Origin of the sequence: Nocardia carnea, from assembly GCF_029869215.1 — a bacterium.
Lineage (GTDB): Bacteria > Actinomycetota > Actinomycetes > Mycobacteriales > Mycobacteriaceae > Nocardia > Nocardia carnea_B.
In genome coordinates this window covers 1-11,351 of sequence record NZ_JARWPM010000256.1, presented here as the reverse complement: position 1 = coordinate 11,351, position 11,351 = coordinate 1, and the positions used below count along the sequence as shown (strand labels likewise).

The following is an 11,351-nucleotide window of genomic DNA, read 5'->3' as shown; positions in this document are numbered from 1 at the left end:
CGTCACCCGCTTCTACGGGCTCAACGGCCTGATGAAACACCCACTGCACCAAACCATCGAAATGACCGCCGGGGTCACCCCGCTACTGCTCGCCGGGATCCCGGTGCCGGTCGCCGCGGCACTGTCGCTGGCAGTGGCGGTGCAACTGCTGTTGCAGCACTCCAACGCCGACTACCGCGTCGGACCCCTCAAGCACGTGCTGGCCCTGAACGAGGGCCACCGCTTCCACCACCTGAAATGGGCCGGTATCGGTGACGTCAACTTCGGGCTGTTCACGCTGATCTGGGACCACCTGCTGCGCACCTACAGCTACGACCCGCACCGCCGGTTCCACAGCACCGACCTCGGCATGGCCGCCAAACCCGACTACCCCACCAGCTACCTGGCCCAGTTCGCCGAACCCTTCACCCGCCACGGCGCCTGCCACTTCGCACCCGACACCATCTCCACGCCGGCTACCGCCGCACAGGCAAAAACAGCCTGACCACCGATTCCACCGAACACATCAACCATTCGAAAGGACCTGCCATGCCGACCATCCCGCCCGCAGCACGCGCCCGCTACCACGATGAAATGCACGCGGCGAAAACCACACCAAACCCCGAGCAGCGCTGGGCCCATCTGGAACGCGCACACATCCTGTCCCAGCCCGACCCGTGGCTGCACACCCGCAACCACATCGCCATGTTCGCCCTCGCCGTGCGCCAGCGCGACCGCCGCGAAGCCCTCGGCCAAGTCGTCCGGATCGTCGTCGCCGCACCCGGATCCCTGGCGGGGCTCGCCCCTGAAGGCAACACCGGTCGTGCTCGGGTCGGATTGCGCGAGACCATGCCGATCCCGCCAGAGCTGGCCGACCTGCTGCAAGCGAGCGCATAAATAGCCCGGAAACGGTTGCATCCGGTACCTGGGTACAGGCTTACCGTGGAATCATGACGATTTCACCAGCTCACGAGGGCTGGGTACCGGATGCGTGCACATTGCCGACCGTGGCCCAACCGATCCGGGTCGCCGAGTTCGACCGGTTCTTCACCGACGCCGTGCGGCGCAGCCACCGGCCGACCCCGACCCGGCTGGAGCTGCTGCTGGATGCCGGCGCCGAGAACACCGCCCGCGATCTCGCGGCACGGGAGACGAGCTGCTGCTCGTTCTTCACCTTCGGTATCGAACCCACCGACACCGGACCGGTGATGAGCATCGAGGTCCCTGCCACCTACACCGCGGTCCTCGACGCGCTCGCTGCCAGGGTGGACACCGTGACGGGCGGGCACCAACGATGACCGGGCTGCGCACCGGACAGCTCGCGGCCGCGGCCGGGGTGAACATCCAGACCCTGCGGTACTACGAGCGCCGCGGACTGCTGCCCGCCCCGGACCGTTCCCTGGGCGGGCACCGGCTCTACCCCGAGCAGGCCCTCACCGTGCTGCGGGTGATCAAAGCGGCCCAGCGACTCGGATTCACCCTCGACGAGGTCGCCGACCTACTGGCCATCACCCACCTCGGCCATCACCACCGCCGCACCGCCGGTGGCGGCCTACAGGCTCGCGCCGCGACCAAACTCGCCGAAATCGACACCAAGCTCGCCGAGCTGACCGCGATGCGCGACACCCTGCACAACGCAGTGGCGGCGGGATGTGACGACCTGCTCGCATGCAGCGAAAACCCGCACTGCCCGGTGCCGTTCACCGATACGAACCACACCGCGGCCGACGCCGGTCACACCACCGCCACCACATCCTGAACCGGGCTTTCTATGCTCACCAGAATGACCGTCCTGCGTTCGATCCTGCTGTTCGTGCTCGCCGCTGTCGCCGAAATCGGCGGGGCCTGGCTGGTCTGGCAAGGCGTACGCGAACACCGCGGCTGGGCGTGGATCGGCGCCGGGGTCATCGCGCTCGGCCTGTACGGATTCGTCGCCACCCTCCAGCCCGACGCCCACTTCGGGCGCATCCTCGCCGCCTACGGCGGCGTGTTCGTCGCCGGTTCCCTGGCCTGGGGTATGGCCTTGGACGGGTTCCGTCCCGACCGCTGGGATGTGGCGGGCGCCGTCATCTGCCTGCTCGGCGTCGCCGTCATCATGTACGCACCGCGCACCATCTGACATCGCCAGGCGCCACAACCCCGGCCGCCGAGGCGCTGGCTGGTTTGTAAGATTTCGCCTCTGACCACTCGACCGCTGACCAAGGACGGCATCGATTGCTATCGGCAGCAATTGGGGTCGAGGACAACGCAGAGCGCGGACAGCGCGTCGCGGTGGACGCGGTGGATCACGTTCATGCCCTGGCGTTCGGAGTTCACGAGCCCGGCTTTGCGAAGCTGACCGAGGTGGTGGCTGACCGTCGATTCGGACAGGCCGACCGCGTCGGCGAGTTCACCGCCGTTACGCCCCGCTTCGGGGCTGGCCAGCAGCAGTGACATCAGCTTCACCCGCACCGGGTCGGCGAGAGCTTTCAACCGCAGCGCGACATGGAGGGCGGCCTCGTCGTCGATCGGGCCTGCCGCTACGGGCGGGCAGCAGAGCGGAGTCGTCATGTCGATCACGGGCAGCGCTTTGGGCATGAAATCCATCCTACCGATGATGTTGACTTATGTCGAAAAGGTGGCACACTGGGCGCTGTCAACTCTTCGATATATGTCACACAGGTGGTGGTCATCATGTCACGTGTCCAGCTCGCACTCAACGTCGACAATCTGGAGCAGGCCGTCGAGTTCTACTCGACCCTGTTCGGAGTCCAGCCGGCCAAACGCAAGCCCGGCTATGCGAACTTCGCGGTCACCGAGCCGCCGTTGAAGCTGGTGCTCATCGAGAACCCGGGTCAGGGCGGCAGCGTGAACCATCTTGGGGTCGAGGTGGAGTCCTCGGGGAAGGTGCACGCCGAGATCGCGCGCCTGTCCGAGGCGGGCCTGTTCACCGAGGAGCAGATCGCGACGACATGTTGCTTCGCCACCCAGGACAAAGTCTGGGTGACGGGCCCGAACAAGGAGCGGTGGGAGGTCTACACCGTGCTGGCCGATACCGAGCACTTCGGCACCGAACCCCAGTTCGCCGACAAGGAGGACGCGGAGGCGGTGCAGGCATGCTGCGGCACCGGCGGCAGCGATTCCATTTCGAAGACGGAGGCGGAGTCGACGGTGGCGTGCTGCGCCCCGGCCGCTGCTCGGTAGCGCCCCGGGTTTCGGCGTGACCGATGTGGAGACCGCGCCCGCGACAGCGGCAGACGGGTTGTCGCGGGCGGGGCGCCGCCGGGTCTTGGCGGTGCTGTGCCTGACCCAGATATCGAGCTGGGGGATCCTGTATTACGCGTTCCCGGTGTTGTCGGTGTCGATCACCCGGGAGACCGGGTGGTCGACACCGGTGATCACCGCGGCGTTCTCCTTCGGGCAGCTCGCGACGGCGCTCACCGGGATCCCGGTCGGCACGTTCATCGACCGGGCCGGTCCGCGGCGGGTGATGACCGCCGGATCGGTTCTCGGGGTAGCCGCGCTGGTCGCGATCGCGTCCGCGCCGAACCTGGCCGTGTTCTATCTCGGCTGGCTGGCGGCCGGGGTGGCGATGGGGGCGGTGTTGTATCCGCCGGCGTTCGCGGCGCTGACCCGCTGGTGGGGTGGCCAGCGCGTGACCGCGCTGATGATCCTCACTCTGGCCGGTGGTTTGGCGTCCACGGTGTTCGCGCCGCTCACCGCCGCCCTGGACACCAGCATCGAGTGGCGCGGCACCTATCTCATCCTCGCCGCCGTGTTGGCGGTCCTGACGATCCCGGCGCATTGGTTCGGGTTGCGGGTGCTGTGGCCGGATCCACCGGCCCCGACCGAGGCTGCGCATGCCGACCACTCGCAGATCGCGCACAGTCCACGTTTCGCCGCGCTGGTCGTGACCATGTGCCTGGCGGCGTTCGCGAGCTTCGCCGGCATCTTCAACCTCGTCGCCCTGCTCCAGGAACAAGGCTTCAGCCCCGGCTTGGCCGCGACCGCGCTCGGGCTCGGCGGCGCCGGGCAGGTTTTGGGCCGGATCGGGTATCTGCCGCTGGCCCGCTACACCGGTGTCACCGCCCGCACCGTCGTGGTGCTGGCCGCGCTCGCCGCCTCCACCGCTCTGCTCGGGGTGGTGTCGGCGGTGATCGTGCTGATCGCGGTAGCGATCGGCGCCGGGTTGGTGCGCGGGGTTTTCACGCTGATCCAGGCCACCGCGATCACCGACCGGTGGGGCGCCACCCATTACGGCCGGTTGAACGGCTTGCTGTCCGCGCCTGTGGTGGTCGTGTCCGCACTGGCTCCGTGGGCGGGCACAGTGCTGTCGGCATGGACCGGCAGCTACGCCCACACCTACCTCATCCTCGGCGCCGTTGCCGCTCTCGCCGCGGTGATCGCGCCACTGACCAGAATCCGTGTTTCGAAGAAAGAGATGTTGTCACACGCGAAAACGACTATGACGCGGTGGTCATCGGCGGCGGCCAATCCGGCCTGGCCGCCGCCCACCACCTCACCGCCACCGGTTTGAACACCGCGGTCCTGGAAGCCTCGCCGCAGGCGACCGGGTCGTGGCCTCGGTACTACGACAGCCTGACCTTGTTCTCCCCGGCCCGCTACAGCGCGCTGCCCGGTCGCCGCTTCCCCGGGGATCCGGACCGGTATCCCCGCCGCGATGAAGTGATCGATTACCTGCGTTCCTACGCCGCCTGCTTGGACGCCGAGATCCACACCAGCACTGTCGTCGATTCCGTCGCCTCCACCGGCGGTGAGGGATTCGCGGTCACTACCGAATCCGGGACGGTGTTCACCGCGCCGCGGGTGATCGCGGCGACCGGGTCGTTCGGTTCCCCGTTCCTGCCCGCCGTGCCCGGCCGGGACGAGTTCGGAGGCCGGGTCCTGCACGCCAGCGCATACCGCCACCCGGCCGAGTTCGCCGACCAGCAGGTGGTCGTGGTGGGCGCGGGGAACTCCGCAGTGCAGATCGCCGCCGAACTCGCCGAACACGCGAAGGTGGTGCTGGCCAGCAGGGCGCCGGTGAAGTTCGTGCCGCAGCGCCCCCTGGGCCGCGACATGCACTTCTGGTTCGCCATCACCGGATTCGACTCCGCCCCGCTGGGGCGGATAGTGAAGGATGCGCCGACGCAGCCGGTGTTCGATGCAGGCCGCTACCGGACCGCGTTCGCGGCCGGGAAGCCGCAGCGGCGGGAGATATTCACCGCGTTCACGCCCGAGGGTGTGGTCTGGTCGGATGGATCTCGCGCACCGGTGGATGCGGTCATCTTCGCCACCGGCTACCGTCCGCATCTGCCCTATCTCGCCGGAACCGGCGCGCTCACCGAGTCCGGGGTGCCGCGACAGCGTCAGGGTTTGTCGCTCACTCACCCGGGTTTGGGGTTCCTCGGGTTGGAGTGGCAGCGCACCCCGTCGTCGAACTCACTGCGCGGCGTCGGCCGAGACGCGGCCTATCTGGTGCGGCATCTACGCCCGGCGACAGCGCGGCGCCAGGAGCACGCCCGATGACCACCGCACCGGTGGACACGGCCTCGCAGACACTGGTCCGCGGCGGACACGTGGTGTCCGCGGACGGCACTCCGATCACTTACCTGGCCCGGGGTTCCGGGCCGGTGCTGCTGGTGGTGCATGGCGGGTTGGGTAGCGCGATGAGCATGCTGCCGATGGCCGGCCACCTCGCCGAGCACTACACGGTTGTGGCGATGAACTGCCGCGGCCACGGTACCTCCGGAACCCCGCGGTCAGCGCCGGATATTGCGCACGAGGTCGCCGACATCACTGCCGTGACCGAGGCAGTCGGCCCGATCGAAGTGCTGTTCGGTTACTCCTTCGGCGCGGTCCTGGCCCTGGAAACCGCACTGCGGGCACAGGATCGGGTGCCGCGGCTGGAGGTCTATGAGCCACCCTTGCCGGTCACCTACCCGATCCCTGATCTCGCGGCGGTGGATACGGCGATCGCGCGCGGGGGCTACGAGCGCCTGATCCTGGACGCCTCCGCAGTATCCGGCGGATTCTCTCCGGACGAGCTGGCCGTACTGCGCAGCGATCCGTTGTGGTGGCACAAGGTCGCCCAGGCCCCAACCCTTGCTGCCACATTGCGGGTGCTGGCAGGCCTGGATCCCGACGTGAGCCGCTACGCCGCGATCACCGCCCCGACCACGGTGATCACCGGCACCACCAGCGCCGACTACATCCTCGAAGCCGCCGACCGGCTCACCGGTGCGCTCCCGACCGCGACACGGAAAACGCTGTCGGGGCAAGGTCATCACGTCGCCCCTAGCGTCCTGGCCCAGGCACTGCTCCCGGATTAGCCAGTGAGTGTGTCGAGGCGACGGCCGATATCCGGCCACCAGGCGGTGGCGAGCCGATAGCCGACGAGGCAACCACCCAGCTGACAGACCACGATCACCAACGCCAGCGCCGGATCCAGCCCGAGCACGACCGCGCCCGAGACTACGGCCGGGTTGCCGAGGAACCCAGCCCCTGACACCAGGAACACCGCGGCGGCCAGTGCGCTAGCACCGGCTGCGGACAATCTCAGCGTCGGTGTGCGGGCGGCAGCGAAGAAGCAGATGACCGCCGCTGCGGCGGCGGTCATCTCGCTCAACGCGTGCACACCGCCCGGGGCGGGCACCATCGGTGGGGTGATCCCGGCCAGGAAACACCCCACCACCAGCACACCGGCCACGGCCATCGCTGCCCCTACCTGGATGAGGAGGTGGCCGACGAGCTGGGGGCCGGCGAGGCTTCGGCGGCGTTCGAGTAGGCCATCGGCCACCATCAGCAGCGGGTTCCACCGTGGCGCCCGGCTCCGGAAGAGCCCGGTGCCCACAGCCAGGAACGTGATCGTCACGGCCGCGGCCAGCCCGGCGCGGGCCGCGGCATGCCCCGGACTGGCCAGATGTGCCGCCCACCAGCCCGTCACCGGCGCCGCCATCACCACCCCGGAACCGAGCAGGTCCGCACGATACCGCGCGGCCGCCCGAGCACCGAGACTCGGAGCGGGCGTGGCGCCGGTCATCGCTTCTACCTCGACCGTGGTCGGCTCGGTGTGGTTCAGGCGTGGGCGTGCAACAGTTCGGCGATGAGCGCCTCGACGCGGGCGCGGATTTCGTCGCGGATCGGGCGGACGGCTTCGACGCCTTTGCCGGCGGGGTCTTCCAGGTCCCAGTCGCGGTAGCTGATGCCCGGGAACACCGGGCAGGTATCACCACAGCCCATGGTGATCACCACATCCGAGGACTGCACCGCGTCCGGAGTGAGGATTTTCGGGGCCTGGGCGGTGATGTCGATCCCGATCTCGCGCATCGCCTCGACTGCGGCGGGATTCAGATGGTCGGCGGGAGCGCTACCGGCGGAGCGAACTTCGATCGCACCGCCGGCGAGGTGGGTGAGGAATCCGGCAGCCATCTGGGAGCGCCCGGCATTGTGGACGCAGACGAACAACACACTCGGCTTATCGGTCACAACAAAGGCCTTTCAGACGGTGGGGACATCGAGCTCGGCGAGCAACCCGCGCACACGGGTTTCGATCTCGGCGCGGATCGGCCGAATATCGGCGACATCGAGACCGGCCGGATCGGGCAGGTCCCAATCCTCATACCGGCGGCCGGGATACACCGGGCAGGCATCGCCACAGCCCATGGTGACGATGACGTCGGCGGCTTTCAGAATCTCCTCGGTCCACGGCTTCGGATACTCGCCGGTGATATCGATCCCGATCTCGGCCATCGCCTCGACCGCGGCCGGATTGATCTCCTCGCCGGGCTCGCTGCCCCCGGACCAGCCGATCGCGTGCTCCCCGGCGAGGTGAGTGAACAACCCGAGCGCCATCTGCGAGCGGCCGGCATTGTGCGTGCACAGGAACAGCACGGTCGGAGTACCAGTGTGGTGGAGCCCTTCCACCTTGGCCAAAGCCTGGAGGCGTTGGCGGGCGAACCGCTCGGCCAACAGGGGTAGGAAGTTGACGATGGTGGCGCGGCCGGCGAACTGCTCGTAGGAGGAGTGCAGGAATCGCTCGATGGTTTCCACACCGAAGGTGCCGTCGAACTCCCGCTGCAACCGGGTCGCTGCGGTTTTCAACGCTACCTGCTGGTCGATACTCAGATCCGCGCGCAATGCGGTGGCGGGGAGGGGTGATTCGGTCATATCCGTTGTCCGATACTCGAGAAGGAAGGGTTCAGGATTGGACGGGTGAGTTGAGTTCGGCCGCGAGGGCTTGGACGCGGGCGTCGATATCGTCACGGATCAACCGCATCCGCTCCATGCCCTCGATCCCGCGCAGCGAGGGTTCATCGGTCTCCCACCGCCGCACCCGCACACCGTCCGGGACGTCGAGCTGGGCTTCGCGACCGAGGATCACCACCAGATCAGCGCGAGCGAGCAGACCGGCATCGACCGGTTTCGGGACTCCGCCACTGATATCGACCCCGACCTCGGCCAGCGCTGCTACCGACAATGCGTTGAGGTTCTCACCCGGGTCGGTGCCGGCTGACAGTGCGACGACCTCACCGGCGGCGGTCTGGCGCATCAGTCCGGCTGCCATCTGCGATTTGCCGCTGTTGCGCACGCACACGAACAGCACCAACGCAGTCACCGGACCGCAACCCCATCTTCAGCGCGGAAGCGATTACGCAGGGCCAGTGACACATACACCAGGGCCACCAACACCGGCACCTCGATCAGCGGGCCGACGACCCCGGCCAGTGCTTGGCCCGAGGTAGCGCCGTACGTAGCGATCGCCACCGCGATCGCCAGCTCGAAATTGTTACCCGCCGCCGTGAACGCCAGCGTGGTCGTCCGCTCGTAACCCAGGCCCATCGCCGCGCCCAGCAGATAGCCGCCACCCCACATGATCGCGAAATACGCCAGCAGCGGGACCGCGATGCGGACCACGTCCAGCGGCTGGGAGGTGATGCGGTCACCCTGGAGGGCGAACAACAGCACGATGGTGAACAGCAGACCGTACAGCGCCCACGGCCCGATCCGCGGAATCAGCGTGGATTCGTACCAGTCGCGGCCCTTGGCGCGTTCCCCGAAGCGGCGGGTGAGGTATCCGGCCAGCAGCGGGATGCCGAGGAAGATCAGTACCGATTTCGCGATCTGCCAGGGCGAAGCCTCGATCGTGGTCTGTTCCAGGCCCAGCCATCCGGGCAGTACCGAGAGGTAGAACCAGCCCAGCACGGCGAACATGACGACCTGGAAGATCGAGTTCAACGCCACGAGCACGGCGGCGGCTTCGCGGTCTCCGCAGGCCAGATCGTTCCAGATGATCACCATCGCGATACACCGCGCCAATCCGACGATGATCAGCCCGGTCCGATATTCCGGGAGATCGGGCAGCAGAAGCCAAGCCAGCGCGAACATCAGTGCCGGGCCGAGCAGCCAGTTCAGGACCAGTGACCCGATCAGGAGGCGGCGGTCGCCGGTGACGGTGTCGAGGCGGTCGTAGCGGACTTTCGCCAGTACCGGGTACATCATGATCAGCAGCCCGATCGCGATCGGCAGCGAGATCCCGTCGATCTCCACCGCGGCGAGGGCGTCGCCGAGGCCGGGGATCAGCCGGCCCAGCAGCAGGCCGGCGGCCATGGCTACGCCGATCCACACCGGCAGGAACCGGTCCAGCGTGGACAGCTTGCCCACCACTCCGTGCTCGCCTCCGGTGGTGTCGGTGGCGCTCATGCGGTGACCTCGGCGGCTTCGCCGCTTTCCAGCAGCAACGCGTCCGAGACCCGCGCCAAAGCTTGCGGGACGACTCGGTAGTACACCCAGGACGCGCGGCGTTCGCTGGTCAGCAGCCCAGCGGAGCGCAGCACTTTCAGGTGGTGGGAGATGGTCGGCTGGGTGAGGTCGATGCCCTCGGACAGGTCACACACGCAGGCTTCCATCCCGGACCGGGACGCGATCGAACTCAGCAGGCGCAGCCGCACCGGGTCCGACAGTGCCTTGAACACCGAGGCCAACTCTGCTGCCGCGTCCGCTGTCAGAGGTTCCCGCACCCGGGGTGCTGGGTCACAGGCTTGGACCGGGATCACCGGCAACTGTGGTTTAGACATGAATCGATATTGACAGTTGTCTATGCCGTGAGGCAAACGAACGATAGGTGAACGTCCCCGCAACAGAAAAGCTGATCAAGCAACAGATGCTGAACCGTCCTGGCACTGCTGGACACTTTCAACCGGATCCAGGACTACTCAAGCCATCGATATCGATACAATCCAAGTTGTCCACCTGCGTGCAGACGCGCCCGCGCCGGAGCGGGACACGACCGACCCCGTCAGCCTCGGTAAGCCGTGCCGAAAGCGACCGCAGCGACTCCTCAGTCCGCCGACCAGTGCCGACATGCGTCCCTCACAGGCGCTCGCCCAGTGGACAGTGGCTCTCGTGTTCCGCTCAGTCTGTGGCCAGCTAGCATCGGCAGATTCGATGCCGCGTCTCTTCAGCGAACCCGCCCGAACCCCAATGTTGAGGCTGGTCGACCAACTCCAACGGTGTCGTGGCGCCTCAGACTGCATACATACCCACGATAACCAGGTGTTTTCCGGTTGCCCATGTTTTGTGTGTCCTGCCGAGGGCACGAACCTGCGACCGCCACGCTACTTCCACCGCGCCCGACCCCGGCGTGAACACAGATAACCACCGCAGCACCGGTCACCGCAGACTGAAGTAGCCGACAGAACAACCACCAAGATCTACAACCGCCGTGCGCCACAGCAAACCAGCGCTTGATCCTCTCGATCAACATCGTCTACCGTTCGACGTGATCGAACACACTGAATCGGTAAATCTGCCGCACTGAGGGATTCAAGTCCCCCCTCGCGCACAGATTCACGTCGGATTCGACGCATTTGCGTGCCGTGTGTTCGAGCGCACTCGAACACCCGGTCGTGACCTGCGGAATGCACACCCACCCGCAAGGTTCTCGGCATATTCGCCAGGACCGACCATCCCCGACCCCGTCAGGCCGTGCACGGGGCACGATCGGGGGCGACGGTGATCCCGGACGATGAGGCCCTGTACGGCAAATCAAGGGCCGGCGAGGCGGCAGAGTCCACTCGGCAGCAGCATCCGCCGCCGAACCCGCACCCGCCTCAGACCGCTCCCCACCTGCCCGAGAAGCCGCTCAGCCGCCGTCCCGGCGCGCTCGATGCCGGTCTCCCGATGCACCCACAGCCGCCGGCTCAGCGGATCTGTCGCGGTATCTTGCCCGCATCTCCGGCCCGGCCGCGGGGCCTGCCGTGAAGACGAACCGCGGATCCGCTACCGAAGCACCCGACACCGGATCGCTGACCACCGGTTCGACCTCGCGCCCTGTCTCGGAGTCCACGAGAATCATCGCCCGCTGTTCGGGAGGGAGTTGCGCATTGCGCCAG

At 67.4% G+C, this 11,351-nt stretch carries 16 protein-coding genes and 1 pseudogene; 9 read left to right on the top strand and 8 right to left on the bottom strand.

The window, feature by feature from the left end:
- From QH276_RS18040 to QH276_RS18020, 5 genes are all read left to right on the top strand, one after another.
- The coding region (locus QH276_RS18040) for a sterol desaturase family protein (RefSeq protein ID WP_280401306.1) at positions 1 to 484 on the top strand (484 nt) is incomplete at its 5' end.
- Between the two features lie 44 nt (positions 485 to 528).
- Positions 529 to 876 carry a DUF3703 domain-containing protein gene (locus QH276_RS18035; protein WP_163844512.1) on the top strand — a complete coding sequence of 116 codons (348 nt, stop codon included), beginning with the start codon at positions 529 to 531 and terminating at the stop codon, positions 874 to 876.
- Positions 877 to 929: 53 nt separating this feature from the next.
- On the top strand, positions 930 to 1,277 hold the full coding sequence (locus tag QH276_RS18030; RefSeq protein WP_163844514.1) for a hypothetical protein: 348 nt from the start codon (positions 930 to 932) through the stop codon (positions 1,275 to 1,277).
- Positions 1,274 to 1,738: a MerR family transcriptional regulator gene (locus QH276_RS18025; protein ID WP_163844516.1), complete on the top strand. Its 465-nt coding sequence runs from the start codon at positions 1,274 to 1,276 to the stop codon at positions 1,736 to 1,738. The genes QH276_RS18030 and QH276_RS18025 overlap by 4 nt, the downstream gene beginning before the upstream one ends.
- Positions 1,739 to 1,762: 24 nt before the next feature.
- On the top strand, positions 1,763 to 2,098 hold the full coding sequence (locus QH276_RS18020) for a YnfA family protein (protein ID WP_163844519.1): 336 nt from the start codon (positions 1,763 to 1,765) through the stop codon (positions 2,096 to 2,098).
- A 98-nt stretch (positions 2,099 to 2,196) separates the two neighbouring features.
- Here the strand turns inward: QH276_RS18020 and QH276_RS18015 are convergent, their stop codons facing one another.
- Entirely contained in the window at positions 2,197 to 2,556 is a 360-nt protein-coding gene (locus QH276_RS18015; RefSeq protein WP_163844521.1) for an Rv2640c family ArsR-like transcriptional regulator, read from the bottom strand.
- 96 nt (positions 2,557 to 2,652) lie between these two features.
- On the opposite strand from QH276_RS18015, the gene QH276_RS18010 reads away from it, so the two are divergent.
- The 4 genes from QH276_RS18010 to QH276_RS17995 are packed head-to-tail and all read left to right on the top strand — an operon-like array spanning position 2,653 to position 6,290.
- Positions 2,653 to 3,162, top strand: coding sequence for an ArsI/CadI family heavy metal resistance metalloenzyme (locus tag QH276_RS18010; RefSeq protein WP_163844523.1), 510 nt, complete (start codon positions 2,653 to 2,655; stop codon positions 3,160 to 3,162).
- Between the two features lie 16 nt (positions 3,163 to 3,178).
- Positions 3,179 to 4,495: an MFS transporter gene (locus QH276_RS18005; RefSeq protein WP_432278798.1), complete on the top strand. Its 1,317-nt coding sequence runs from the start codon at positions 3,179 to 3,181 to the stop codon at positions 4,493 to 4,495.
- Positions 4,432 to 5,487: a flavin-containing monooxygenase gene (locus QH276_RS18000; RefSeq protein ID WP_280406819.1), complete on the top strand. Its 1,056-nt coding sequence runs from the start codon at positions 4,432 to 4,434 to the stop codon at positions 5,485 to 5,487. The genes QH276_RS18005 and QH276_RS18000 overlap by 64 nt, the downstream gene beginning before the upstream one ends.
- The gene (locus QH276_RS17995; protein ID WP_163844528.1) at positions 5,484 to 6,290 is read left to right on the top strand and encodes an alpha/beta fold hydrolase; all 807 of its coding nucleotides are present in this window, start codon (positions 5,484 to 5,486) and stop codon (positions 6,288 to 6,290) included. Before QH276_RS18000 ends, QH276_RS17995 begins: the two co-directional genes overlap by 4 nt.
- Here the strand turns inward: QH276_RS17995 and QH276_RS17990 are convergent.
- The 7 genes and pseudogenes from QH276_RS17990 to QH276_RS17960 all read right to left on the bottom strand — a co-directional run.
- On the bottom strand, positions 6,287 to 7,000 hold the full coding sequence (locus QH276_RS17990; RefSeq protein ID WP_163844530.1) for a hypothetical protein: 714 nt from the start codon (positions 6,998 to 7,000) through the stop codon (positions 6,287 to 6,289). The two genes, QH276_RS17995 and QH276_RS17990, sit on opposite strands and share 4 nt — an antisense overlap.
- 35 nt (positions 7,001 to 7,035) lie before the next feature.
- Positions 7,036 to 7,446 (bottom strand): arsenate reductase ArsC, encoded by a 411-nt coding sequence (locus QH276_RS17985; RefSeq protein WP_163844532.1) that lies wholly within the window; start codon positions 7,444 to 7,446, stop codon positions 7,036 to 7,038.
- A 12-nt stretch (positions 7,447 to 7,458) separates the two neighbouring features.
- Positions 7,459 to 8,127, bottom strand: a complete 669-nt coding sequence (locus QH276_RS17980) for an arsenate reductase ArsC (RefSeq protein WP_163844534.1) — start codon at positions 8,125 to 8,127, stop codon at positions 7,459 to 7,461.
- Between the two features lie 31 nt (positions 8,128 to 8,158).
- Positions 8,159 to 8,524, bottom strand: coding sequence for a low molecular weight phosphatase family protein (locus tag QH276_RS17975; protein WP_163844676.1), 366 nt, complete (start codon positions 8,522 to 8,524; stop codon positions 8,159 to 8,161).
- 47 nt (positions 8,525 to 8,571) lie between these two features.
- Positions 8,572 to 9,660: an ACR3 family arsenite efflux transporter gene (arsB, locus tag QH276_RS17970; protein WP_163844536.1), complete on the bottom strand. Its 1,089-nt coding sequence runs from the start codon at positions 9,658 to 9,660 to the stop codon at positions 8,572 to 8,574.
- Positions 9,657 to 10,034 (bottom strand): ArsR/SmtB family transcription factor, encoded by a 378-nt coding sequence (locus QH276_RS17965; RefSeq protein WP_163844538.1) that lies wholly within the window; start codon positions 10,032 to 10,034, stop codon positions 9,657 to 9,659. The genes arsB and QH276_RS17965 overlap by 4 nt, the downstream gene beginning before the upstream one ends.
- 1,067 nt (positions 10,035 to 11,101) lie before the next feature.
- Positions 11,102 to 11,351, bottom strand: a pseudogene (locus QH276_RS17960) (winged helix-turn-helix transcriptional regulator); the annotation flags it as partial.

Excerpts from the sequence above, each read along its gene's own strand:
- QH276_RS18035 (WP_163844512.1), top strand. The coding sequence starts at position 529 with ATGCCGACCATCCCGCCCGCAGCACGCGCCCGCTACCACGATGAAATG.
- QH276_RS18030 (WP_163844514.1), top strand. The coding sequence starts at position 930 with ATGACGATTTCACCAGCTCACGAGGGCTGGGTACCGGATGCGTGCACA.
- QH276_RS18025 (WP_163844516.1), top strand. The coding sequence starts at position 1,274 with ATGACCGGGCTGCGCACCGGACAGCTCGCGGCCGCGGCCGGGGTGAAC.
- QH276_RS18020 (WP_163844519.1), top strand. The coding sequence starts at position 1,763 with ATGACCGTCCTGCGTTCGATCCTGCTGTTCGTGCTCGCCGCTGTCGCC.
- QH276_RS18015 (WP_163844521.1), bottom strand. The coding sequence starts at position 2,556 with ATGCCCAAAGCGCTGCCCGTGATCGACATGACGACTCCGCTCTGCTGC.
- QH276_RS18010 (WP_163844523.1), top strand. The coding sequence starts at position 2,653 with ATGTCACGTGTCCAGCTCGCACTCAACGTCGACAATCTGGAGCAGGCC.
- QH276_RS17995 (WP_163844528.1), top strand. The coding sequence starts at position 5,484 with ATGACCACCGCACCGGTGGACACGGCCTCGCAGACACTGGTCCGCGGC.
- QH276_RS17990 (WP_163844530.1), bottom strand. The coding sequence starts at position 7,000 with ATGACCGGCGCCACGCCCGCTCCGAGTCTCGGTGCTCGGGCGGCCGCG.
- QH276_RS17980 (WP_163844534.1), bottom strand. The coding sequence starts at position 8,127 with ATGACCGAATCACCCCTCCCCGCCACCGCATTGCGCGCGGATCTGAGT.
- QH276_RS17975 (WP_163844676.1), bottom strand. The coding sequence starts at position 8,524 with ATGGCAGCCGGACTGATGCGCCAGACCGCCGCCGGTGAGGTCGTCGCA.
- arsB (WP_163844536.1), bottom strand. The coding sequence starts at position 9,660 with ATGAGCGCCACCGACACCACCGGAGGCGAGCACGGAGTGGTGGGCAAG.
- QH276_RS17965 (WP_163844538.1), bottom strand. The coding sequence starts at position 10,034 with ATGTCTAAACCACAGTTGCCGGTGATCCCGGTCCAAGCCTGTGACCCA.